Origin of the sequence: Bacteroides sp. K03 (assembly GCF_019734355.1) — a bacterium.
Classification (GTDB): domain Bacteria; phylum Bacteroidota; class Bacteroidia; order Bacteroidales; family Bacteroidaceae; genus Bacteroides; species Bacteroides nordii.
This window is the reverse complement of record NZ_JAASHC010000012.1, coordinates 122,384-144,276: the sequence shown is the minus strand read 5'-3', so window position 1 is coordinate 144,276 and position 21,893 is coordinate 122,384. Positions and strand designations below refer to the sequence as shown.

Annotated in this window: 26 protein-coding genes and 4 pseudogenes; 13 read left to right on the top strand and 17 right to left on the bottom strand. The window is 37.5% G+C overall.

Annotated elements, in window-relative coordinates; genetic code table 11:
* Positions 1-408: 408 nt before the first annotated feature.
* The 5 genes from HCG69_RS10960 to HCG69_RS10945 all read right to left on the bottom strand — a co-directional run bounded on the left by HCG69_RS10960 (position 409) and on the right by HCG69_RS10945 (position 2,639).
* Complete coding sequence (locus tag HCG69_RS10960; protein WP_221650067.1) at positions 409-1,047, bottom strand: flavin reductase family protein; 639 nt, start codon at positions 1,045-1,047, stop codon at positions 409-411.
* A gap of 8 nt (positions 1,048-1,055) precedes the next feature.
* Positions 1,056-1,178, bottom strand: a complete 123-nt coding sequence (locus HCG69_RS20855) for a hypothetical protein (RefSeq protein ID WP_370634147.1) — start codon at positions 1,176-1,178, stop codon at positions 1,056-1,058.
* Positions 1,142-1,603 carry a flavodoxin family protein gene (locus tag HCG69_RS10955; RefSeq protein ID WP_370634145.1) on the bottom strand — a complete coding sequence of 154 codons (462 nt, stop codon included), beginning with the start codon at positions 1,601-1,603 and terminating at the stop codon, positions 1,142-1,144. Before HCG69_RS10955 ends, HCG69_RS20855 begins: the two co-directional genes overlap by 37 nt.
* 89 nt (positions 1,604-1,692) lie before the next feature.
* Positions 1,693-2,247 (bottom strand): flavodoxin family protein, encoded by a 555-nt coding sequence (locus HCG69_RS10950; RefSeq protein ID WP_221650066.1) that lies wholly within the window; start codon positions 2,245-2,247, stop codon positions 1,693-1,695.
* 5 nt (positions 2,248-2,252) lie between these two features.
* Positions 2,253-2,639, bottom strand: coding sequence for a nuclear transport factor 2 family protein (locus tag HCG69_RS10945; RefSeq protein WP_221650065.1), 387 nt, complete (start codon positions 2,637-2,639; stop codon positions 2,253-2,255).
* 153 nt (positions 2,640-2,792) lie between these two features.
* Here HCG69_RS10945 and HCG69_RS10940 point away from each other — a divergent pair, with 153 nt between their 5' ends.
* From HCG69_RS10940 to HCG69_RS10930, 3 genes are read left to right on the top strand one after another with little or no spacing between them, the layout of a single operon-like run.
* Positions 2,793-3,143 carry a helix-turn-helix domain-containing protein gene (locus tag HCG69_RS10940; protein WP_221650064.1) on the top strand — a complete coding sequence of 117 codons (351 nt, stop codon included), beginning with the start codon at positions 2,793-2,795 and terminating at the stop codon, positions 3,141-3,143.
* Positions 3,130-3,606: a GNAT family N-acetyltransferase gene (locus HCG69_RS10935; protein ID WP_221650063.1), complete on the top strand. Its 477-nt coding sequence runs from the start codon at positions 3,130-3,132 to the stop codon at positions 3,604-3,606. Before HCG69_RS10940 ends, HCG69_RS10935 begins: the two co-directional genes overlap by 14 nt.
* A gap of 10 nt (positions 3,607-3,616) precedes the next feature.
* Entirely contained in the window at positions 3,617-4,171 is a 555-nt protein-coding gene (locus HCG69_RS10930) for a dihydrofolate reductase family protein (protein ID WP_221650062.1), read from the top strand.
* Between the two features lie 481 nt (positions 4,172-4,652).
* Here the strand turns inward: HCG69_RS10930 and HCG69_RS10925 are convergent, their stop codons facing one another.
* Positions 4,653-4,820, bottom strand: a complete 168-nt coding sequence (locus HCG69_RS10925; RefSeq protein WP_221650074.1) for a hypothetical protein — start codon at positions 4,818-4,820, stop codon at positions 4,653-4,655.
* Between HCG69_RS10925 and HCG69_RS10920 the strand changes: the two are divergent.
* A pseudogene (locus HCG69_RS10920) lies at positions 4,805-5,116 on the top strand (helix-turn-helix domain-containing protein). The gene HCG69_RS10925 and the pseudogene HCG69_RS10920 sit on opposite strands and share 16 nt — an antisense overlap.
* A gap of 43 nt (positions 5,117-5,159) precedes the next feature.
* A pseudogene (locus HCG69_RS10915) lies at positions 5,160-5,464 on the top strand (helix-turn-helix domain-containing protein).
* Positions 5,465-5,488: 24 nt separating this feature from the next.
* Here the strand turns inward: HCG69_RS10915 and HCG69_RS10910 are convergent.
* On the bottom strand, positions 5,489-6,487 hold the full coding sequence (locus HCG69_RS10910) for a phage integrase SAM-like domain-containing protein (protein WP_370634146.1): 999 nt from the start codon (positions 6,485-6,487) through the stop codon (positions 5,489-5,491).
* 745 nt (positions 6,488-7,232) lie between these two features.
* Here HCG69_RS10910 and HCG69_RS10905 point away from each other — a divergent pair.
* The 3 genes from HCG69_RS10905 to HCG69_RS10895 are packed head-to-tail and all read left to right on the top strand — an operon-like array spanning position 7,233 to position 9,482.
* Positions 7,233-7,892, top strand: coding sequence for a DUF4433 domain-containing protein (locus HCG69_RS10905; RefSeq protein WP_221650060.1), 660 nt, complete (start codon positions 7,233-7,235; stop codon positions 7,890-7,892).
* A 4-nt stretch (positions 7,893-7,896) separates the two neighbouring features.
* The gene (locus HCG69_RS10900) at positions 7,897-8,547 is read left to right on the top strand and encodes a hypothetical protein (RefSeq protein ID WP_221650059.1); all 651 of its coding nucleotides are present in this window, start codon (positions 7,897-7,899) and stop codon (positions 8,545-8,547) included.
* The gene (locus HCG69_RS10895; RefSeq protein WP_221650058.1) at positions 8,544-9,482 is read left to right on the top strand and encodes a macro domain-containing protein; all 939 of its coding nucleotides are present in this window, start codon (positions 8,544-8,546) and stop codon (positions 9,480-9,482) included. Before HCG69_RS10900 ends, HCG69_RS10895 begins: the two co-directional genes overlap by 4 nt.
* Before the next feature lie 240 nt (positions 9,483-9,722).
* On the opposite strand, the pseudogene HCG69_RS20850 reads toward HCG69_RS10895, so the two are convergent.
* A pseudogene (locus HCG69_RS20850) lies at positions 9,723-10,247 on the bottom strand (PDDEXK nuclease domain-containing protein); the annotation flags it as partial.
* Between the two features lie 211 nt (positions 10,248-10,458).
* A complete protein-coding gene (locus HCG69_RS10885; protein WP_221650057.1) occupies positions 10,459-11,304 on the bottom strand; it encodes an AraC family transcriptional regulator in 846 nt (281 codons plus the stop codon).
* Positions 11,305-11,417: 113 nt separating this feature from the next.
* On the opposite strand from HCG69_RS10885, the gene HCG69_RS10880 reads away from it, so the two are divergent.
* From HCG69_RS10880 to HCG69_RS10865, 4 genes are read left to right on the top strand one after another with little or no spacing between them, the layout of a single operon-like run.
* Entirely contained in the window at positions 11,418-11,927 is a 510-nt protein-coding gene (locus HCG69_RS10880) for a nitroreductase family protein (protein WP_221650056.1), read from the top strand.
* A gap of 17 nt (positions 11,928-11,944) precedes the next feature.
* On the top strand, positions 11,945-12,541 hold the full coding sequence (locus tag HCG69_RS10875; protein ID WP_221650055.1) for a sugar O-acetyltransferase: 597 nt from the start codon (positions 11,945-11,947) through the stop codon (positions 12,539-12,541).
* Between the two features lie 4 nt (positions 12,542-12,545).
* Complete coding sequence (locus HCG69_RS10870) at positions 12,546-13,226, top strand: HAD family hydrolase (protein WP_221650073.1); 681 nt, start codon at positions 12,546-12,548, stop codon at positions 13,224-13,226.
* Positions 13,210-14,055 carry an RteC domain-containing protein gene (locus HCG69_RS10865; RefSeq protein ID WP_221650054.1) on the top strand — a complete coding sequence of 282 codons (846 nt, stop codon included), beginning with the start codon at positions 13,210-13,212 and terminating at the stop codon, positions 14,053-14,055. Before HCG69_RS10870 ends, HCG69_RS10865 begins: the two co-directional genes overlap by 17 nt.
* A gap of 449 nt (positions 14,056-14,504) precedes the next feature.
* On the opposite strand, the gene HCG69_RS10860 is transcribed toward HCG69_RS10865, so the two are convergent.
* From HCG69_RS10860 to HCG69_RS10825, 8 genes and pseudogenes are all read right to left on the bottom strand, one after another.
* Positions 14,505-15,716 carry a site-specific integrase gene (locus tag HCG69_RS10860; RefSeq protein WP_221650053.1) on the bottom strand — a complete coding sequence of 404 codons (1,212 nt, stop codon included), beginning with the start codon at positions 15,714-15,716 and terminating at the stop codon, positions 14,505-14,507.
* 457 nt (positions 15,717-16,173) lie between these two features.
* Positions 16,174-16,791 carry a hypothetical protein gene (locus HCG69_RS10855; protein ID WP_221650052.1) on the bottom strand — a complete coding sequence of 206 codons (618 nt, stop codon included), beginning with the start codon at positions 16,789-16,791 and terminating at the stop codon, positions 16,174-16,176.
* A complete protein-coding gene (locus tag HCG69_RS10850) occupies positions 16,782-18,284 on the bottom strand; it encodes a transglycosylase domain-containing protein (RefSeq protein ID WP_221650051.1) in 1,503 nt (500 codons plus the stop codon). The genes HCG69_RS10855 and HCG69_RS10850 overlap by 10 nt, the downstream gene beginning before the upstream one ends.
* 285 nt (positions 18,285-18,569) lie before the next feature.
* Positions 18,570-19,304: pseudogene (locus tag HCG69_RS10845) on the bottom strand (DUF5712 family protein); the annotation flags it as partial.
* Positions 19,305-19,308: 4 nt separating this feature from the next.
* Entirely contained in the window at positions 19,309-19,893 is a 585-nt protein-coding gene (locus tag HCG69_RS10840) for a BfmA/BtgA family mobilization protein (protein ID WP_004293689.1), read from the bottom strand.
* A 284-nt stretch (positions 19,894-20,177) separates the two neighbouring features.
* Positions 20,178-20,510 carry a helix-turn-helix domain-containing protein gene (locus tag HCG69_RS10835; RefSeq protein ID WP_007656973.1) on the bottom strand — a complete coding sequence of 111 codons (333 nt, stop codon included), beginning with the start codon at positions 20,508-20,510 and terminating at the stop codon, positions 20,178-20,180.
* Between the two features lie 162 nt (positions 20,511-20,672).
* Positions 20,673-21,095: a hypothetical protein gene (locus HCG69_RS10830; protein WP_008763847.1), complete on the bottom strand. Its 423-nt coding sequence runs from the start codon at positions 21,093-21,095 to the stop codon at positions 20,673-20,675.
* Positions 21,070-21,303: a hypothetical protein gene (locus HCG69_RS10825; RefSeq protein ID WP_008763846.1), complete on the bottom strand. Its 234-nt coding sequence runs from the start codon at positions 21,301-21,303 to the stop codon at positions 21,070-21,072. The genes HCG69_RS10830 and HCG69_RS10825 overlap by 26 nt, the downstream gene beginning before the upstream one ends.
* A 211-nt stretch (positions 21,304-21,514) precedes the next feature.
* Here HCG69_RS10825 and HCG69_RS10820 point away from each other — a divergent pair, with 211 nt between their 5' ends.
* The gene (locus tag HCG69_RS10820) at positions 21,515-21,814 is read left to right on the top strand and encodes a hypothetical protein (RefSeq protein ID WP_221650049.1); all 300 of its coding nucleotides are present in this window, start codon (positions 21,515-21,517) and stop codon (positions 21,812-21,814) included.
* The last annotated feature ends 79 nt before the right edge of the window (positions 21,815-21,893 follow it).

Sequence of the window (21,893 nt, the reverse complement as noted above, 5' to 3'; positions counted from 1 at the left end):
ACGCCCAGCGGCAAGGGGCGGGACCACCCGTCCCGACGAGCGTTGGTTTTCAGTGTTTACAAACATAGTAACTATTAGTTTTATATTACGTAATTGGTTACGCAAAATTATGTGTTTTCTTTTATCCGGCAAGGCAACTGAAGGAAAATAAAAACGCAGTCCGATTTACTGGCAATTGAATCGAACTGCATATAAAACTTTAATCAACTGTTTTTCTGATATGAAACGTATATAATTCATTTTGCGCTTTTCGAGACAGTGTATTGTTCCAATTAGGCAGAATATAAAGAGGCGGGAGAAATATCTTTCATTACGAAAGAACCGAAACTTGACAACCTTACCGATTCTCCGACATCAAGTGTTCGCTTGACTATATTTCATTACCATATCAAGTAATTTGTTCGTATTTCATACGCCACTTTTCTTCCACACGTTCACAATTTCCCCGATATACATAGTGTGTATGCTCATACCGTTATCGTAGATACGACCGACCTCCTTGTCTATCCGTTCGGGGTCGAACGGTACGCTGTATATAATTTTGCACTCAATGGCAAGGTTCGCCTCCTTGAATATCGGATTGCCGAACTCGGTGTATTTGGGCGTCAGTCCGGCAGCTTTCAACTTGTCGCCGTCACGACCGGAATGTGTGCCGATATAGCGCAGGGCGGAACGATGCTTTTCCGGAAAAGCCGTTACGGTAAAATAGCCGTTGCGTTCCATGAAACTGTGCGTATGGCGACTGGTCGAAACATAGACCGTTACGACAGGCCGTTCCCACAGTTCGCCCATGCCGCCCCAACTGATGGTCATGGTGTTCATATCGTCCTCTTTGCCAACAGCAAGTGCCATCCAGTCCTTGTCGAACAGTTGTACGGCGTTCTTCACCTCTTCCGGCCTGATAGCTTTCCATGCGGCATTTTCGGTTGTCTCTTCTTGCATTGGAGTTTTGTCTGTCTTTGATGATGTGGAACTGCAACTGCAAAAGAAGCCTACCAATACGAGATAGCAGGCAATCGCAGAAGTCATAAATCTTTTCTTTTTCATGGTTTTCGTTAGTGATTTTGAATAAAATGAGTGTTCTCTCTCAGTTCGTATTCCGGTTTTCCGATACCCTGCCGGCGGGCGGCTTTCATACCCTTCAGCAGCCACACCATGTTCTCACCGAGCGTCCGCATGGTCTGCAACCTCTCGCGGTCGCGTCGCACATCGTCGGGAGTGAAGCCGTGCACCGAGTTCCAGTATTGCGAAGAGACGACGGGCGTGTTGGAAATGGTGAAAAACTGGTTAAGCTGTTCGAACGTGACCGAAGCGCCTCCGCGGCGACACGATACGACGATGCGCCAAACTTGCCGGTCATTTCGCCCTCCTTGCAGAAGAACAGACGCTGGCAGAAGGAGAGTATCTGTCCCGTCGGACCGCTGTAATAGACGGGTGAGCCGAGTATGATGGCATCGAACTCTGCCAACCGGTCTTGAATCTCCCGGACCGCATCGTCGCGGAAGCAGTGCCCCGTCTTGAAGCATTTCATGCAGGCGATACATCCGGCGACAGGCTTCTTGCCCAGGTAAAGAAGCTCCGTTTCGATACCGTGCCGCTGCAAGGTCGTTTACACCTCGTGCAGGGCGGTGTAGGTGCAGCCGTGTTCGTTGGGGCTGCCGTTAATGAGCAGGACTTTCATACGCGCTTCTTTCAAATGGTCTTACCTAAATTATATGCTTTCTCCAACGAGGGATGCCCGGCAATGTCGCCCACCTGCATCACGCCTCCGGCATACACCTCACCCAGGTTCTCCCAGCCGAGGTGACGGAGCAAGGTATGGTAATAGTGTTCCACAGGCTCGAAGTTGTCCGACGTGTCGCCCTCTGCTGCCATGAGCAGGACGCAGTGCTGCATGGGCGTATGGTATTCGGGACTCTTCTCCGTTACGGCAAACAGACGGTCGATGACGGCTTTCAGTTGTGCCGTGATGCTCCAATAATACATCGACGAGGCAAGTACCAGCACGTCTGCCGTTTCGTAGTGCGGATAGATCCTCGCCATGTCGTCTTTCTGCACACATGGGCATTGCGCATCGTGTCCGCCGCCCAAACACCCCAGACAGGGATGGATGTCCATCCGTTGCAGGTTGAATACTTCTACTGTATGTCCAGCCTCTTCCGTGCCTTGCTTGAAGGCGTCCACCAGTCCTGCCGTATTGCCTTTCGACCGGGGACTTCCATTGAGTATGACAATTTTCTTTCCCATGCTCCCTATTTCTTTTGAATCGTATTCGAATTCTGATTATAGGCTTTGGCCACACATTTCCACTCACCGCCGATTTTCAGCAGAAGCAGATAATCGGTGAAGTCGATACGGTCTCCCCAACCCTCTTCAAGTACACGAACAACGGCCAGCGTCTCTTCGACGGCCACCACATCGACACGCGCCTTGAACGCTTCGCCGCCGCTGACGGTATCCACATTGCGGTAAAACTGCTCGATGGAGCCGTGTTCCAGCTCTCCGTCGAGGAAACCGAACAATACGGCATCATCGGTGAACAACTCGCGGGCATATCTGCTGTCGCCTTCCGCTACGCTTTTTACAAACTTTATGGCAGCGGCTTCCACTGCCTTGTATTCTTCAATACTTGCTCTCATAACTTTTTGTTTTCGTTAATTATCCGCAAAGTTACATGGTAATGCCGATGCCCGCAAGTACCGAAAAATTATTCATATACCGAATTATTTTTCGGTATATCCTTATTACGGAGGATTATATTTACCTTTGCATTTGTAAAAACGAAAAAAGAGATGTACGAAAGAAAGATACCTGTTGATTTGAGTTGTCCGCTGCGGCTGACGATGAGCCTGATAGATTCCAAGTGGAAGTCCTGTATTTTGGACGAATTGCGTAGCACGATCATGCGTCTGAGCGAGTTGCACAAGGCGCTGCCCGAAGCCACGCCGCGCGTGCTCGACCTGCAACTGAAAGAGCTGGTGGATGACGGTCTCGTTGCCAAGACCATCTATCCCGAACTGCCGCCGCGTTCGGAATATTCCATCACGGAACTGGGGCGATCGCTCCTGCCTATCCTCGATGCCATGATTACGTGGGGAGAGACGAATCGGGAATTGTTTGAACAGAAGTATGGACATGACTAAAGATTCTATAACCATTCGCGAGTATGTCCCTTCAGACAAAGAGGCTGTATTAAGATTAATACGGTTAAATACGCCACACTATTTTGCGCCAGAGGAAGAAGCCGACCTGAGTCGTTATCTGGAAAAAGAAAGGGAGTATTATTATGTCGTCCTTTTCGGTACGGAGGTAGTAGGCTGTGGAGGTATAAACATGGCAGAGGGTGGAAAAAGAGGGAAAATCAGTTGGGATATCATACATCCCGATTGGCAGGGGCGTTCACTCGGTTCGTTGCTGCTGAAATATCGCATGGGTGTGATTAAGTCTTTGGGGGCCGATCGCATCACGGTACGAACTTCGCAAGTGGCATATCTTTTTTATCAGAAGCGCGGTTTTATGCTTAAAAAGGTAGAGAAAGATTATTGGGCCAAAGGCTTCGACATGTATGCGATGGAATATACGGAGAATGTGGTACACCTTGATTAAACATAAGGATATGAGAAATGTTATCTTATTTATAGCTATGAGTCTTGACGGATATATCGCAGACAGGCAAGGCGGTGTGGAGTGGCTCTATGGCGAAGATGCCAAGACGGAAGTGCCGGACACATATGGAACGTTTGTCCGCGATATAGATACCGTCATCATGGGATGGAATACATATCATCAGATTGTAACGGAACTGTCGCCTCACGATTGGATATATAAAGGAATGGATTGCTATGTGGTTACACATCGGGAGATGGAACAAAAAGCAGATATCCACTTTACCGATGAGCCACCGTGCGAACTGGTAAGGCGGCTGAAACGCTCGACCGGTAAAGGTATATGGATATGCGGAGGGGCAGATATTGTACAGCAGCTTCTCAACGAGGGGCTGGTGGATATGTTTCATATTTCCGTCATCCCTGTATTGTTGGGAGGTGGCATTCGGCTTTTCAACACGTTGGAAATGCAAGCCCGTCTGCAACTGGTACGGACGCAGCATTACAATGGCATAGTGGAAATGGTGTACAAGCGGAAAACATCAACGGAGGCTATAAAATCCTGACATTTCAACCTTGCGGTCGCAATAGATAATGATCTGTGATTTCCGTACTGTCATTTTCCGGAATGCGGAGCAGACGGCAAGCAGCCAAAGGAATATACATCCGCTATATCAAACTACATTGCTCGATTATTAAACTATAAATCGGGCAATGTGGTTTGTTTCTGCATCTTATTGGCAAAAGTCCATTTGTACCAGTTTCTTGCTGAGGACACAAGAATCCTCCGCTTGTCGGATTGGGAGAATACTTTTCAAACTCCGATTTCCTTATTTAAGTGAACAATGATTCAAAAAATGAAAGGCCTGGATACATGAAAACCGAGAAATGTTGTCCAACAATTTGGTGACACATTAATTTAATGATTTCATGACGTAATGTTGTCACTCTCCAAACAACCATAACTTTGTTTTACCACACAACTATATAGATAATATTTCATATAAGCGGATTGTGAAATAACCAGCCTTTCCGTTTGGAGGGCATTCATGCGAAAAGAACCGTTTCTGTATGATGCTCCCGGACAATGGCTACCGTATCGGCGCAATATGCTGTCACTTTCGGAGAAGCCATTGTCGGATAACGTATTATGTATTCCTTTGCGGCAAAAGGAATAATAACATCAAAAGAAAAAGTATATGGAAATCGTATCAATCGAAAGAAAGACCTTTGAGGCGATGGTCGCAAGATTCGACCGTTTTGTCAGTCGCATGGATGCCATCTGCCGGCGGCACGGAGAAAAGACAATGAGCGAGTGAATGGACAATCAGGACGTGTGCCGTATGCTCAACATCAGCCCCCGCACGTTGTAGACGCTTCGGGACAACGGTACGCTGGCTTACTCGCAGATAAACCACAAAACGTATTACCGTCCCGAAGACGTGCAGCGTGTTGTTTCCGTTGTGGAAGACAGACGGAAGGAAGCGAAGTTCAAAGGCAGGACGATTTAATCACCTGCATATAGTCAAAGTAATCCCACTAAATCCAAAGTATATAAATGAACTGATTAACAGGACAGCGAATGGATAATCCACTTCATGGGCAGTATCGACCGATTGCTGGACAGCTTCGAGCACCTGACCACCAACTATCGCCCGACACTGGGCAACGAGCGTTTCTTTACCGACAAGGAAGTGTCGGCACGGTTGAAAGTGAGCCGTCGGACACTTCAGGACTACCAGAATGAGAGGCGGATAGCCTACATCCAGTTGGGCGGCAAAATCCTCTACCGTGAATCAGACATCGAAAGGATGCTTGCTGACGGCTACCGCTCCGCATACCGACTAGCAGAAACATGATTTTCCGTCAGTCGTTTGTTTCCGTTACCGGATGCCTTTTTTTGCGTATGGCAGGCAGTGGCAAGGTTTTCGGGCTGAATACGCTCTAAAACAAACATCCGCAATCTCTTTGAGGTAGCTGTTCATACGTTGATTGGACGGCACTGGCAATACCACTCCCTTTTTGACACACTCGGGATGGCTCTTATATTTCTCTACAATCATTCGTGGTATATCCAGCAAGGGGATGTTGCACATGTTATTTGTCTTTTTGCGCGGCTTTCTAATCCAGTAGTCCCCATTACTGTCTTGTGTGACATGTTCCAGTGTCAGATGTTGTGCGTCCGCGAATGCTAAGCCGCTCAAAGCACAAAAGACAAAAATATCACGGACTGTTTCAAGACGTGGTATATTATACTTCTTATTGATGATGGCATTGAGTTCCTCTTTCGTCAAGAAATAACGGTTGCTTTGTGTCTGGTGAAAACGTATTTCAGAGAATGGGTCATCGACAATCCATTTGTTAGTCAATGCAAGCCGGGTGATTTTCTTTAGATTCTTCAAATACTTGACAACCGCATTTTGGGCACAGTTTTTCTGTACCTTCACAAAATGTTCAAAATTCAGAACGAATTCATCGTTCAGCTCTTTCAACGGCGTATCTTTCAGGTGGTATTGGCTTTGAAGCATCTCTTCCAGATAGCGAACTGTTCTCTCATATCTGAGCACCGTGCCTTTTACATAATCACGGTCTATAAGTTCCCTGTACTTCTTGTTATGCTCTCGGAATACTTCCAAAAGCATTTTGGGAGATTCCCCTTCACCATTAAACTTATGAATAATGGTGAAGGCTGTGATAGGTTTGTCATCTTGGAGCAGTTCACGATGTATCTGGTAAATCTTCATTCTGACAGATTCCGGATACTGATTCAGCTCCAGTGCTTTCCGGGCTTTCCCTGTCACACATCCTTTGGATGCGTTCCAACGTTCCTTGGCAACGCTGCGCTTTGTTTGCATTTCGGCACGTTGTCCGTTTACGGTGATTCACAGCCCGATGGGTGCCTCGCCGTTTTTCAAAAGTCTTGTTCTTCTGATAAAGAAGAGAGTCGAAAAATAGTTTCTTTGCATGGTTTGATACTTTTTTGTTTGCAAAATTAAGTTCCGAAGCCAGAAGAATGACTACGCAAAATAATGTGTATCAACGCAAAGCAATTTTATTCGGTGGACTCTTTCGGTCGGAATCTTTCTCCACCGAATTGGTCTGTGAAAGTTACTGTATTCTGCGTAAAAAAAAGGAGGTTAGTAGAAAATAAAAACCTCTGATAATTGTTGATTATCAGAGGTTTCCTTCGATTTACATCTTTATTTCGTGATCCGCCTGGTTCATGAACCTTGCGGTATATTCTCCTAAAAATCAATATCTTCGGAATTATAAGCTTTGTATCAGTCACGCTTTAGTCCTTAAAAACAGTCCACTTCTGTCCGGTGTCTGTCTGCTTATATCTTGGGTTCAAAAGTATGTATTCTTTTGAAATTACGCAAGTGTTTGATTATTAATATTTCAACTTAGGTGCAAGGTGCAAGCTATATATACATATATATGCTTGCACCTTGCAGTGTGCACAAAAAACTCTTAAAAGTTTACAGTGTTTTATAACGAAAACGCTATATTTGTATAGTAGCATTTGAAAATTACGACTATGGCAAAAATGAAGGACGGAATTTGAAAACTATAAAAAGTAGGGAAGCCTACAGCTATCATAAAGTTAACCTCTAATATTGTTTTAACATGATTACAATAAACAAAAATGGAAAAAATTTCAATTTGATATATATAAAACATATGCTTCATTATACCAATTTGGAAAATGTATTAACTCATGGATTATTATCACATAATGCAGCCTATGATAAAAAACTTATAACAAAAGATATATCAATGAGTGAGGTGCAAGACAGGAGGAAAAAAAAGAATATAAACATTAATGGAAAGTCCATAAATGTACATGATTTTGTGTCTTTCTATTTTCAACCCAGAAATCCAATGTTGTATCGTAGAAAGGATATCCAAAGTGAATTAATCATAGTTTTGGTAAATGCGGATATATTAAAAACAAATATAACAGAATCCAAATATGCTATATTTACTGACGGAAATGCAGGCAGTGATTTAACTAAATTCTATACAGGGGTTGATAAGATGAAAAATGTTGATTTTGAATTATTAATAAGCGGTTCGTGGAATCACGATGACGAAGATATAAAAAGAGAGAACAAACGTAAAATGTGTTCGGAAGTATTAGTCTATCCTTCAATAATTGCTTCTGAAATTGAGAAGATAATTTGTCCAAATAGAAGGATGTATGATTATGTCTTAGATACCATAAAAAAACATGGAGATAATGTCAAACATATAGAAGTAAAAATAGATATGAAATATTATTTCTGATATTATGAATGGAATATTAAATAAGCCAAGTTTTGACCCAAAAGAACTTGTAAGTTTTCTGAAAGAAAATATGAGTTTACAAAAGGAATATGAATTTAGAGTTCGTCATTATACCTTGGAACAACATACATTATTAGTAATGAATGAGTTTGAAAAATATTTTGCAAAGATAGAATTACCTATAGATATAGGTTTATTCCGATTGTTATTATGTCTCCATGACATTGGTAAGCCAAAAGCTTTCCGTGAGGGAGATAAAAACAAACAATATCAAAATAATAAAGAAATTATTTATTCTTTAAAAGATAGTCTACCCTTCAATGATAAAGAAATTACATTATGTATGTTAATTGTGGGATCAGACATTTTAGGACTTTATTTTCAAAATCAAATAAGTTTAAAAATCGCAAAAAAGATGCTTCTTGATTTGTCGTCAGAAATAGAATTACCTATTTTCGACCTATTAAAGCTTATGACAACTTATTATCAATGCGATATAGGTAGTTATACAAAAGATGCAGGAGGATTATCTTATTTAGAACACCTCTTTGAATATCAAGATGGATTAAAATTATTTGATTCTGATAAAGAGAGATTAAAATTCTCACCAAAATATGAAGTATTATATACAAATTTAGAAAACTCATTAAAATGAATAATATTAAGCATATACATGGAAGTATATTTACTACTAAATGCCAGACAATTGTTAATACTGTAAATTGTGTAGGAGTTATGGGAGCAGGAATTGCTTTAGAATTTAAATATAGATATCCTTTAATGTATGAACAATATGTAAAACTATGTAAAGATAGAGCTATTCAAATAGGTAAACTATGGATTTATAATATTCCTGGACAAAATGCTAAAGTCTTGAACTTCCCCACAAAAAATGATTGGAAATATCCGAGCAAATATGAATATCTTGAAAGCGGATTAAGAAAATTTGTTGAAACATATAAAGAAAAAGGAATTACATCAATAGCATTTCCTCTACTTGGCGCTTCAAATGGTGGATTAGACCCTGATAAAGTGACTAATTTAATGCATTTCTATTTAGAAAATTGTGATATTCCAGTTGAAATTTATGAATTTAACCCTTATGCTTCGGATGATTTATTAGGTTTAGTGCGTAATTCATTCCATGAGTTTAATATAAATAATCTTGAAATAGAAGCAGGCTTAAAGAAAAATATCTTGTTAAAAATAAAAGAAATATTAGATTCAGGGAATATTTATACGCTAATGCAATTAGATAAAGTAAAAGGAATTGGAAAAGAAACAGTTGCTGCTTGTTTCAAGTTTGCTATGAATTTGAAAATGAAAAAAAACATTATGCCTAAAGACCTTTTTGGTATTGATGCAAAAGAAAAAGAATCTAAGGTGAGGGTTAATAAGCCCACTGTCAAAAAGAAAAAAGAGAAACTAAGTGTTTCAGAAAGATCTGAGCTTACAGGTCTAGATGAGCACACTATTCTTAAAATTGATAATAAAGAAGAAATTGACATCAATATAATAATCACTTACTGCGATAAACGGAAACTAAATTTCAAGAAATTTGTACAAGAAAATTACATTTCCTTAAAATAAATTAGAAAGAGAAGCCTACTGCTTTTACATTTTTTTTATTTGAATAGCATATAAAAATTCAGTTAACGACATTGCACTGAAAAACTAAGAAATGGAAAGTAGGTACGAGTATATTTGTATAGCTTAGACTTACTTTCTATATTTAGTTGGTTGTTCTTTAAACTGCTTTTTAACCAATCTTACTTGCTATTTTATTTAGTTCATTTTCAACCTCTTCTACTGTAGATTGTTTGCTTTTCATATTTTCAGGGAGTAACGTTCTCTTACAAATGCAAAGCCTTTACCTAGTTCAAGAAGAATTTGAGTGATGTGCGAGACAAGCTGTTTTTCGATGTCTCGCTCCTGTGCTTTTTTGAGATACAGAAACAAAATCGAACCAATACGGGTCTTTTACTACTTCCTGTGCTATATCTGCTGTTAGAGCTGATAAGGTCAGTGAGAAGTTGGTTTGTCCTTGTTCGTAATACTCATAGAATTGTTGCTTCAACTGATTCTCTAAAATGCTTCTTCTATATTTTGTGCTTTGCTAATTATCACCTTTTGATGTCCCCAAGGTATATCGAAAATAATTCTATAGTTATCAGCCACTTGTAATTGTCCCTCAACTTGGGGGACAATTACAAGTGGCTGATAACTATATTTTCCCTGCGTAGAACTCATAGAAGTTCTTACTGTAGTTTGTCCCAACCGCCAATAAAAGTGTATCAACTCTGTATTGGCTGTTTTTATCATTCGTATTTTGGTAGAACGGATTTGCTGCTTGATGGCTTTTAGTCACTCTATATATTCGCTATCTATTGAGCTTATAGGATAATCTTGCATATAACTATGTTTTTTGCAAAAGTAAATAAATTTATGATAGCATGTTTTTGAAATACATTCTTTTAGCGAGATTCTGTCTGTAATCTATTTATATTGGCTATGTTCTCTAAGACACATTCGGATATAACTGCTTTTTTCTTGGATTTGGATTCTATCATTTAGAAAGAGTAGCGTCTTTTCTAAAGCGAGTAGGGGTGCATCCTCTATATTTCTTAAACAGCTTGTTTAAATGGCTTTCATCAGTAAACCCCAGTTCTGAAACAATCTCACTAATTCTCATTTCACTGTGTAGCAGTCTATTTTCAACTAATTTCATTTTGTAATTTAATATATATTGCTGCATCGTTTCATTAGTATGTTTCTTAAAGTATCGCCCGAGATAGCTGGGTGAGATACCAAAATGCTGGCTTATTGTTTTTGTTTTAATTTTATCAGACTGATAAATATTGGACTGAATGTATTGCAAAATATCTAAAGACTTTTCTTCCGTACATTCATCTACCTGTTCAGGTAAGAACATGGTAATATTACGGGCGACTACAATAATTATGGTATTAATCAGTTGGGTTATAATTTCCTTACTGTATATGTTCCTATTTACATATTCTCGAATAATAGCTTCAATCATTGGTTTTACCAACAATTTATCCGTTTTATTTCTTAGAATACATCCCGGTTGATGATTAGCATGTTGCAATATAAATTCTAAGCGTTTTATATTATCTGCTCCAAAAACAGCAGAGTGTATATATATGTCGTTAAATTTGACATTGATAAATTTTGTTGTTGTATGAATTTCAAATGAATGGGTGTCTCCGGGAGTGATCATGAAGAGGTGTCCGTCATGATAAGCAAACTTGTTATTATTTATCCATTGTATACCTGTTCCTGTTAAAACATACACTAACTCAAAAAAGGTGTGGTCATGCTCTTTTAACAGAGACTCGTCAAGCTCGTTGAAACTAATTTCAAACGGCTGGTGTAAGTTTTCTCTTCTCATATTTTAAATATAGACTTGTAAAACGCAAAGATACTGATAAAACGCAAAATGATACCTAATAATAGTGCTGGAAATGGTATAATTTTGCTCCGAATAATAAAACCAATAACATTATGGAGTTTTTAGAACTGATTAAAAAACGCTTTTCTGCAAGAAGTTATAAATCGGATGCAGTAGAGCAAGAGAAACTAAATAAGATTGTAGAGTGTGCTCGTTTTGCTCCTTCTGCCGTTAATTATCAGCCGTGGCACTTTTTGATAGTGAAGAGTAAAGAACAACGTTTGAAAGTGCAACAATGCTACAATAGAGAATGGTTTGCCTGTGCCCCGGTTTACATTGTTGTATGTGCAGATAGCTCTGCCGCATGGGTACGCAAGTCAGACAATAAGAATCATGCAGATATTGATGCCGCTATTGCAACCGAACATATTTGTTTAGCTGCAACAGCTCTTGGTTTAGGTAGTTGTTGGGTGTGTAACTTTGATGTAGAAATGCTTAAATCTCATTTCCAGTTATCTCTTGAAAAATATCCTGTTGCCATTGTATCAATAGGATATGTGGATGAATTGCCTAAACTGTCTTCTACCAGAAAACCTGTTGATGAAATCGTTACATTTTTATAAATTGAAAATAGGTGCCCATGAAAACAGAATTGGAAAAATGCTTGGCAGGTGAATGGTATGATTGTCATGATCCGGTCTTCCTTGAATTTAAGGAAAAGTCACATCGTTTATTGATGAAGTATAACTCCCTACCTTACGAAAGAAAAGAAGATAAGTATGCAATACTACAGGAGTTGTTTGGTAGTATTGGCACTAAGGTGTCTGTTGGATTTTCTTTTATTTGTGACTATGGTCGCAATATTCATATAGGTAATAACGTGACTGTTAATGTGCGATGTACATTTATTGATTGTAACAAGATTACAATTGGCAACAATGTGCTAATTGCTCCTGATGTACGAATTTATACGGCAACCCATCCTGTTGAATTGAATGAGCGCCTAACTCCTACCGAAACAGAGGATGGTTTTGAATACATCCGTCATACTTATGCTCTCCCTGTGACAATAGAGGATGGCTGTTGGATTGGTGGCGGAGTTATTATTTTGCCAGGTGTGACTATCGGTAGGGGAAGCGTTATTGGTGCAGGAAGTGTAGTCACAAAGAATATTCCAGCCAATAGTTTAGCAGTAGGAAATCCTTGTAAAGTGATACGTGCAGTCAATGAAAAGTAACATGATGATTCGATTAATAGCATTTGATTTGGATGGTACAATAGGTAATACAGTTCCTATGTGTATACAGGCTTGCAAGAAAGCTGTAGAGCCTTATATTATGCGTGAGTTGTCGGATACTGAAGTTGAACAGACTTTTGGTCTGAATGAGGAAGGTATGATAAAACAATTGGTGGGTAGTGAAAGCTGGGAAAGTGCCCTCAAAGACTTTTATACTATTTATAGCAAGATACATGAAATCTGCCCACAGCCTTTTAGTGGCATTAGGGATTTAATAGAGGACTTGAAATCAAAAGCTATTTTTATTGCTCTGATTACAGGTAAAGGAGAAAGAAGCTGTGATATTACGCTAAGAAAATTTGGTATGGAGAACTGCTTCGACCAAATACTAACAGGAAATCCTCAAAGAAATACGAAATCTGAGGCTATTAGGCTTTTGTTGTATAAGTATAAATTACAGCCTTGCGAGATGCTCTATATAGGTGATGCGGTTTCTGATATTTCTGCATGTGTTAAAAATAGTGTGTGTTGTTTATCTGCTGCATGGGCTACTTCTGATAAGATAGCTGTTGGTTTGGAAGAAAGAAATCCAAACAGGGTGTTTTATTCTATTCAGTCTTTAAAAGAATTCTTAAGTGATTATTTACGTGAATCTAATACGCAAAAAGATGAAACAATTTTCTGATGGAATAATATCTAAAATTAGTGCAGAGATAGAAGTCTTTTGTGTGGATAGTGATGTGTCCTCTGATAAAGCTTTGCATATGATAAACTTCATCAGACCATTGTTTGAAGAACTAAGAGAGTATATACACAAATATAACTTTCAGGATAATGAGGAAGAGATAGACTTCTTTAAAAATAGCAAACCATTAATTCTAAGTAAGCTGATATATTACAATGATATTTATACGCTTGAATTAAGAAAACCCAATGGTAATAAAGAAGTAGTTAAGGAGCATTACAAGAAGAAGCAGGTAGCAATCGTAGACTTCTGTAATAATAACCTTGATTTTTACCAGTATTATCGCTCCAAAGCGACACATTTAGACCGATACTATTTCCTTAGAGGACATGAGAACTACAAGTTGTGCCATAATTGTGGGTTGTTGGATAAAGATCCTTTGTTTTCTACCTGTTGTGACCATAGAGTAGCTAAGATGTTGGCTTATGATATGCTGGAAATTTACCTGCAACAGCGATTACAAGACGTAGAAAGGATAGAAGTAGTAGAAACCAGTCGAGCTTCTCTTCCCGATAATCCATTTCGATGGACGGGTACTAAAATTGCTGCCATTGAATTGGGGTATGCCATATATGCCGCCGGAGTACTGAATAATGGAAATGCTGATATAAAGGAAATAATGACCTATATAGAAGCATCTTTTAAAATAGACTTAGGCGATTACTACCGTACTTATCTCACCATCAGGGAGCGCAAAAAGGATAGAACAGCCTTCCTTAACAGCTTAATAGAAAAACTTCTTCGGAAGATGGACGAAAACGACAATTAATCTCTCTTTAAGGTTCTACCAATTATTTTCTCTTTTCACAAGTCCCTCATAAACTACATGGACTTTTGAAAAGAGAAAATAATTTTTTGTCTATACATGAATAATAGAATGATGTCTAATCACCTGTCTTTCTATCTTGCAGTCCTGCTTTCATACAACCTTGCAATCTTGACTTCTTGAAATCAAGAAATCAAGCTATCAATATTTCAAGAAAACAATATTTCAATACAATACTAAAAACTCATCGGTCGGGGAACGCCCAGCGGCAAGGGGCGGGACCACCCGTCCCGACGAGCGGAAAAGATGTTTGTTTGAGTAATTTTTCTTTCATTGGAAACACGACTTTGGAGTGCTTTTCTAAAAGGATTCAGAGCTGCTGGGATAAATCTCAGCAGCTCTGAACACACCTTGCTGTTATCTGACGATAACCAATTTCAGTCACCTGAAATTCACTTAGCCATATCTAATTTCCGCACCAATAATTCCATATCATTACTGACCTTTACATCAGTAATTCTCGCATAGATTTGGGTAGTTCTAATATTGGTATGCCCTAAGATTTTAGATACCGTTTCAATCGGTACTCCATTGGTTATCAGGACAGAAGTCGCACACGAATGACGTGCAACATGAAATGTCAGGCTCTTGTTTATAGAGCAAATAGACGCAATTTCTTTCAAGTACTCATTAACTTTTTGGTTACTTATAATCGGTAAAATCATCCCGTTTGGCAACTGGTCTTTATACTTTTCAAGAATAGCTTTGGGTACATCAAGCAATCGAATGTTAGAAGCAACATTGGTTTTGTGGCGCTTGGTCATAATCCAAAGATTGCCATCAAATGCAGTGCGAATGTTTTCTTGGGTAAGTTCGCATACATCAATGTACGAAAGAGCCGTATAGCAACTGAAAACAAATAAGTCCCGTACCTGTTCCAACCTTTTAGAAGCAAACTTCTTGTTGTAGATGGTGGTTATCTCTTCCATCGTAAGATAATCCCTGTCGGTTTGCTCAAACTTAACCCTATAATTCCCGAAAGGATCAGCAGTAACCAGCCCTGTGTTCTTGGCAAAGTTTATAATCGTGCGGAAACGCTGTATAAACTTCATCGCTGTATTGTGGCTGCATCCATGATGATTTTTGATGTACAACAGGAAATTATCAATGAACACGACATTTATCTCTTTGATAAGCATATCCGAAACCGAATACTTAAACTTCATGAACTCGATAAGACGTTTCTTTGTCAGTTCATAGCGTGAGTACGTTTTGTCGGTAGTGTTCATTTTTACCTTTTGAAGATATTGCTCGTTGTGCATCTCAAAGAACTCAATTAATGTTTTACCCCGTTCAATCTTACCTAAAAAGGCGTTTTTTACCCGTTCAGAGGTCACAAAACCGTCTTGCTCCAATAGAGCATGGTAATGTTGGTGTACTGTGCTGCGGATACTGTCTAACATTGAATTGATACTTGCGGCTTCGGCACTTCTGCCGGAAGCCTTTCCTGTACTGACATTCCAGTTGGCAGGGGTTATTTCCATTTGTGTGTTGAACTGCGACACAATTTGGTCGATGGTGATACGCGCGATAATTGGCGCATTACCGTTTTTCTTCGCTGCATTTCGCTTAACGAAAAATAGGAGCTTGAAAGTAGTCCTCATAATCTCATTTTTTTTTGGTTGCAAAATTAATTTTATTGATTGTAAATGAGATATTTGCAGGGTAGACAAATATGGACAGAGGTTAGCCATTTTGGGACATTCCGTGACCTGTTTTTCCATACTTTTGTATTGGTCACGAATTGGTCATAGAAGTGTGTCTTTTCGTGACCTTTTGGTGTCTTTGGTCACGGACATTATACAAAGAAAAAACTCCTGCAATACCTTGATATTGTAGGAGTTGTCTTCTTTAAGTCTTGTTTTGACTTGTCTTTCAGTGATCCGCCTGGGATTCCCCTAAGAGAGTTACCACGCTGATATTTAAAACTTTATATTTTTAGCTTCAAGCATATCCCATGATTTATCCCACTAATTTGCTACGTGCTTTTGCGGTAGTTTGCTCATGGAGAATACTGGGAACAAAGATATACAATTCATTTGTATTATTAAAAATATGTAGCTATATTATATATTTCTCAAGAATCAACATCACAGCAAATATGAATATACAGCAAAATATAATCCATACAACAGATAAAAAGACAATACTTTTTATGAGATAGAAAATAGCAATTAGGATAAATACTATAAAGCTTATAGCTTTTATTAGTTGTATAAAATATGCTATTACTCTTTTATAAGTATTAGTCGTGTCATGTTTTAGAAAATATTGATTTTCTTTTCGAATTATCTCTGCACATTTATCAATCGTTTCTCTTAGCTCCTTTCTTGTGTCTAACACTAATCTTTCATTAGTCACTTCTTTAAATGCAATCTCTATAATATCTACAATTATCTTTTCATCAACATAAGCCAGTTTGTCTGATAGAATTATTTTTTGTAGTTCTTCCTTTATATTTGTCTCTTGAGGAAATAATGCAATTATATTTATATAATTGTACAGTTCTGACAATATGCCAATCCTTTTTTCTGTTACTTTGAAAAAAGTTTCTCTAGATTGTCTCATAGGTGTTTCGATTAATTCTTTACATATCCAAGCTATGAAACCTACTAAAAGCGTAATTAATATACTTAATATGTCTTTATTTTCAGATATGAAATTATTGATTACATCCATGTGTACATTTTTTTTGGGCTAAAAATATTTCGAGCAATATTTTTAATAGAGTTAATAAAGCTTCCATCTTTAGAATAATCATTTATAGAGTTTTCTTGCCTCATTATCCCTAAGACAATCTTTTCATTCCCTAAAATTGCAAATCTTTCTTTATTTCCATTTGTAGTCCCTGTTTTTAAAAATAAGTTATTTATATCTATTCCTAGTTTTATTTTTGCTATTTGACATAATAGTTGCTTGCATTCATTTTTAAAAGGATCATCATTGTTTAGGAAAAAATCAGCATATAATTTAGTGAGCTCAAATAAAGAAATTCCATCGCTAGTTGCTCCAAGAATGCTAGATGGGTGTATATTGCTCTCTTCTTTATTTAGTAAACTAGCTATGAATTTTAAGACGTTATTCATGCCTATTTTATTGGCAGCATTTATAAAAGCGTTGTTATTTGATGTCAAAAGTGCTTCTTGTATATTTAAGACAGACTTGCTGGGTAGTTCTGCTTCCTTTACGTTCCATTTTTGATTGTTAATTGTAGTTATGCAATTAAATGTTTCCTCTTTTGAAACCCCATTTTCTCTATAAAAAGTATATAAAAAAGGTTTTAATGTAGAGCCTATATTAGAATGAAAAGTAAGAGGATAATCTATTCCATATTTACTATTAATACCGATTATTTTCCCATCTTGTAAAACAACAATTGATATGGGATAAGGAGATTTTTCTATAGTGTAATTAATAAAATTCTGTAAATCAAAATTAAGGCTTGTTAGTATGCTTGATTTCTTATTATTGATAGATTTTGTGATATATGGTATTACGGATGGAGGAATTATTGACAGTTTATTGTATTCAAAGTTGTATGTCCACATTTTATTATTCTGATAAACATTCTTACTTATAATTCCTTTTTTAAAAAGAATTTCATTAAGAAGGTTGTATCTTTTCATGCATAAATCAGAGTGTCTTATATAATAATTTGGTCCTCTTAATATGGTTAATAGTAATAGTTGTTCTTGTTGTGATAAGAGATAAGGCTCTTTGGCAAAATAGTATAAACTTGCTGCTCTTATTCCATATAAGTTTTTTCCCCAATAAATATTGTTAAAATATAAATCTAATATCTCTTCTTTTGTGTGTTCTCTCTCTAAGGATATAGCATACAGTATTTCTTTTATCTTTCGATGAAAGGTTATAGAATGGTCTTCGAATAGATTGCGAGCTAACTGTTGTGTTATGGTGCTTCCTCCTTGTATGATTCTTCGAGCTTTGATATTCATATATAAGGCTCTTGATATTGATTTTATATCAATTCCTAGGTGTGAAAAGTAGCGCTTGTCTTCAATTGCTATCAGATTTTTTCTTATTTTCCTACTATAATGCGTTACAATGGCTTTCTGTTTGTAAGATTGTGAAACTATACCAAAAGGAATTTTTCGGTTCCTTTTGCCTTGTGTGTACGTAACAAAACCTATATATTCATTATCTTGAAACATAATTCTTACTTTTTTGCAAAGATACAACATTAATGAGTATTTTAAAAATTGAAAGGTGATGATCTATAATGGTTTGGTAATCTTAGGCATGAGTGTACTACTTTTATAATTTATATTCTCTTTTGGCGTCATACTTGTTTTTTGAAATTAAAAATTTCGTATAGGTGCTTTTGGTGAAACGAAATTGATGGAGACAACTTAATTTTCTTATAATCTATCAGACCTGTTTCTTCTATAGACTATCTGATTGTTTGTTTCTTTGTTTTCAAGACTGATAAATAGCAAATTTTCTTGATTATTATCTTGATTGATTTTTGTTTTTCTTTCACTGGATTGAAGTTCTTGTTTTTGTAATTTAAGTTGGTCGATTATATTGCCGTTCTTCATCATGTTCTGATAATCAAAAGATTCCAATTGTTGGCGCTCGTAACCAAACAGCTTATCAAAGCCTTCTTCCGCTTGTTGGAATAGGTTCACACGATCAAATCCACCTTTAATTACTCCGTTCTTGGTGCTCTTATGATTGGTTAGTGGGGATAGCTTCTTTTTATTTGCTTGGTCTTTCCGACTCACAATCAAATGGCAGTGCATATTCAGTTCATTATCGGAACGGTTGCGGCTAAAATGAATCTTACCATAAAATTTTATATCCGAAGCGGATAGTTCCTTATTGAAGTTCTTGGCATATTCAGGAATAAACACTTCCCGGATATACCGCTTCATGGATTCGGCTTGTTCATGTTCTGTATTACCCATTGCTTGAAGTTCCTTTTTCGATGGGCTGACATGAATAGCATAAAACTTAGCATCCGTTTTTAGGAGTTGCCCAATATTTGTATCTATATCCTTTATGACTTTTGATTTATATATATTATCATCTGTAAGATTGAAAAAGCCTTCAGTATAGATGCCTTTCTCCATTCGTTCTAAATCTTCATGCTCTAAATAATTAGCTAGCTGTCGGCTACTTCCTGCATTGTTATATGTTCCGTTTGATGGTGGAGCAAAATCTATGTGCATAATCCTATGCATTTATTAGATTACTGATTTCAGTCTTCAAGTTTTCCTTCCTTTTGCCATCCATCACACCACAAGCGGACAACTCTGAATAGAGTTGTATCAGTTGAAGTAGCTTCTTATAATTTCGTTGGTATATCTGGTAAAGTGTATTAATCTTTTTGGACTGGTTGTTTATCACATCGGCATGATTACAAAACTGTTCACTTAACTTTTTAAGCACGACTGTTTGTCTCTCCTGACTGGCTTCCAGTTGAGAGAGAATAAGAGTTTCCAAAGTTTTGCCGATAGCATCGAAACGTAAAGCTATAGAATTTGTTGCCCGTATCATCGGATTCAGTTGCTCTTCTTCATAGTGACGAATGAAGCGGATAATATCATCCTGCCTCTTATTTATTTTCGCCAGTTCTGATTTTACAGATTCAGGAGCTTCGGATGGGTTGATATGTGCCTTATCTATATATCCGAACGCCAACTTTACAACTTCACTCTTTTTCAGCGAATAGCGTTTGCATATCTTTTCTACCAAAGCTGCTGTTTCCTTATCTATGGAAATGGTAGTGAATATCGTTTTCCTACTGTTATTTGGCATGGTAATTACTTTTTTATAGAAATATGAATAGATAAATACCTGATAATAAGCATTACAGAGAAAATGTTTATTACAGGTGTCATTACAGCGTGTTCTTGTAACACGCTAAAGCCGAAGGCTTTGCCCCGCAGGACAAGAGGGAAGAACAGGACTTGTCCAGTTCCCTCTTGCTCGATTTAGTGAAACGGGCTGAACCCATAGGTGAAGCGGTTTCTGCTAAATCGGGGTGGTAACACAAAGTGATAGCTTAAACACAAGCTTTTCTCCTCTGCTGCATTTTGCTGTCAGGGTTTGTTTTTTAATTGATTGGCTTTTTCAAACTGTTTATAAGTCTGATAATCGGCTCGTTCACGTACAAAAGCTCTAATATCGCTAGCCCGATAGTAGGTTTTATGCCCAATAGTAAAGTAAGGGAGCTTACCTTTTAGTCGATAGCGTTGTAAAGTTCTGAAAGACACTTTTAATAGAAATGCTAAATCCTGATTATCAAGTAATCGTTCATTTTCTTCTAATACCTGATCGGTATTGATCAGGGATTTTAAGTCTTGTCCTATCTCAGTGAGTTTCTTAGATAGCTTCTCCATCCATTTATCGAAGTTTTCGTTGTCTATATACATTTTGCTTCATTTTTTAGTTTAACATTATTGTTCTCAATCGATTGATGAAGCAAAATTCAGTAAAACAATGTAACAGAAAAAGAGGAGTAGTTACCTACTCCCCGAAAAGAGAATTTCAAATCTCTGGAAATTAATAGTTTACACAAGTATCTTTTTTGAACTTTATCGGTTCTTACGTTTTCGATCCTCTTTGATGATAGCATTTCGTAAGGCATCCAATGTTTTGGTAAGGTTGTACGACTTGCGGGTAAATACTTCACCCACCTTATCGTAAATACTTCCGAATTTTAGATTGAAAAGCTGCTCAAAGCCACGAGCTAAACGAACTTCTGGGACAGGTTTTCCATCTTCGCCAACGATTTGCCCCTGTAAAAACAGAGCTAATACGATTTCTGCAATGCCAATAATCCCCAAGTCTTTTGACTTAGGGATTACATATAGGTCGGACTTGAACGCTGTAGGAATAGATAACTTAAATTGTTCTGGATGGTTAATTTTCAAGTTGATTAATTGTAACTCGGCATCAATTGTCGATAACGCTTTATGGACATAGAGAATTTTAAGCGCATTTTTCCCCCTGCCCACATTGATATAACTCTTTTAAGGGTGCTATCTCAATACGGGTGAGATTTAGCATCCGAAAGATATAGGAATAATCTTCTGAATTGCTAATTGTGACTATGTGCTTGACAAATTCTCCATAAGCATCTTGCATCTCTGTGTTAGTAACTTCTTGTGAAGTTTTAGACAATAGCTCAAAAAACTTCATTTTCAATAACTCATTCATAAGCATAATTTTTAGATAGTGAATAATATTAATTCGTATAATCGTAAATTCAATATGCTTATTTAGGGGGCTATATTTTTATATATTCGGTATTAATAGTATCGATTTTAGAAGAAACTATATTTTTGTGCTGTATCTATTATATAATATGTAAATCAGTCCGCCAAAAAGAAAGATCGTTGGTAGAATAAACCAATAGTTATTACTTATTAGAAACTTGGCTATCCAAAAAGAAGGGAGAAATGAAAATATATATTGGGTACTATCTGTAATAACAAAAGGTATAATTAACCCAACCATAACTAAAGCAGATACTTTTGCAAGTGCCATACCTTCCACTTTATTTCCCGCATATGCTAAAATAATCATAGCAGCCACAACGCTTAGTATTGTAGCCAATATTGATATTATAAATGTAGTCCATAATGACATACCTGATACAGAACAAAAAGAAAGCAGCACGAAAGAAACAATAGCTGCAAATAAAACAGGAATAAGCAATCTTGATATAAGATAACCCTTCTTACCAAGTGGGGTGATTGTGATATACCTGTTGATTTTCATGTCTGTTTCATCTAATACCACTAAGACCGAAG

Excerpts from the sequence above, each read along its gene's own strand:
- HCG69_RS10880 (WP_221650056.1), top strand. The coding sequence starts at position 11,418 with ATGGAGTTTTTAGAACTGATTAAAAAACGCTTTTCTGCAAGAAGTTAT.
- HCG69_RS10855 (WP_221650052.1), bottom strand. The coding sequence starts at position 16,791 with ATGGATGTAATCAATAATTTCATATCTGAAAATAAAGACATATTAAGT.
- HCG69_RS10895 (WP_221650058.1), top strand. The coding sequence starts at position 8,544 with ATGAATAATATTAAGCATATACATGGAAGTATATTTACTACTAAATGC.
- HCG69_RS10960 (WP_221650067.1), bottom strand. The coding sequence starts at position 1,047 with ATGAAAAAGAAAAGATTTATGACTTCTGCGATTGCCTGCTATCTCGTA.
- HCG69_RS10905 (WP_221650060.1), top strand. The coding sequence starts at position 7,233 with ATGATTACAATAAACAAAAATGGAAAAAATTTCAATTTGATATATATA.
- HCG69_RS10840 (WP_004293689.1), bottom strand. The coding sequence starts at position 19,893 with ATGCCAAATAACAGTAGGAAAACGATATTCACTACCATTTCCATAGAT.
- HCG69_RS10935 (WP_221650063.1), top strand. The coding sequence starts at position 3,130 with ATGGACATGACTAAAGATTCTATAACCATTCGCGAGTATGTCCCTTCA.
- HCG69_RS10885 (WP_221650057.1), bottom strand. The coding sequence starts at position 11,304 with ATGAGAAGAGAAAACTTACACCAGCCGTTTGAAATTAGTTTCAACGAG.
- HCG69_RS10860 (WP_221650053.1), bottom strand. The coding sequence starts at position 15,716 with ATGAGGACTACTTTCAAGCTCCTATTTTTCGTTAAGCGAAATGCAGCG.
- HCG69_RS10850 (WP_221650051.1), bottom strand. The coding sequence starts at position 18,284 with ATGTTTCAAGATAATGAATATATAGGTTTTGTTACGTACACACAAGGC.
- HCG69_RS10825 (WP_008763846.1), bottom strand. The coding sequence starts at position 21,303 with ATGCTTATGAATGAGTTATTGAAAATGAAGTTTTTTGAGCTATTGTCT.
- HCG69_RS10930 (WP_221650062.1), top strand. The coding sequence starts at position 3,617 with ATGAGAAATGTTATCTTATTTATAGCTATGAGTCTTGACGGATATATC.
- HCG69_RS10870 (WP_221650073.1), top strand. The coding sequence starts at position 12,546 with ATGATTCGATTAATAGCATTTGATTTGGATGGTACAATAGGTAATACA.
- HCG69_RS10865 (WP_221650054.1), top strand. The coding sequence starts at position 13,210 with ATGAAACAATTTTCTGATGGAATAATATCTAAAATTAGTGCAGAGATA.
- HCG69_RS10875 (WP_221650055.1), top strand. The coding sequence starts at position 11,945 with ATGAAAACAGAATTGGAAAAATGCTTGGCAGGTGAATGGTATGATTGT.
- HCG69_RS10835 (WP_007656973.1), bottom strand. The coding sequence starts at position 20,510 with ATGTATATAGACAACGAAAACTTCGATAAATGGATGGAGAAGCTATCT.
- HCG69_RS20855 (WP_370634147.1), bottom strand. The coding sequence starts at position 1,178 with ATGCGGACGCTCGGTGAGAACATGGTGTGGCTGCTGAAGGGTATGAAA.
- HCG69_RS10950 (WP_221650066.1), bottom strand. The coding sequence starts at position 2,247 with ATGGGAAAGAAAATTGTCATACTCAATGGAAGTCCCCGGTCGAAAGGC.
- HCG69_RS10945 (WP_221650065.1), bottom strand. The coding sequence starts at position 2,639 with ATGAGAGCAAGTATTGAAGAATACAAGGCAGTGGAAGCCGCTGCCATA.
- HCG69_RS10940 (WP_221650064.1), top strand. The coding sequence starts at position 2,793 with ATGTACGAAAGAAAGATACCTGTTGATTTGAGTTGTCCGCTGCGGCTG.
- HCG69_RS10900 (WP_221650059.1), top strand. The coding sequence starts at position 7,897 with ATGAATGGAATATTAAATAAGCCAAGTTTTGACCCAAAAGAACTTGTA.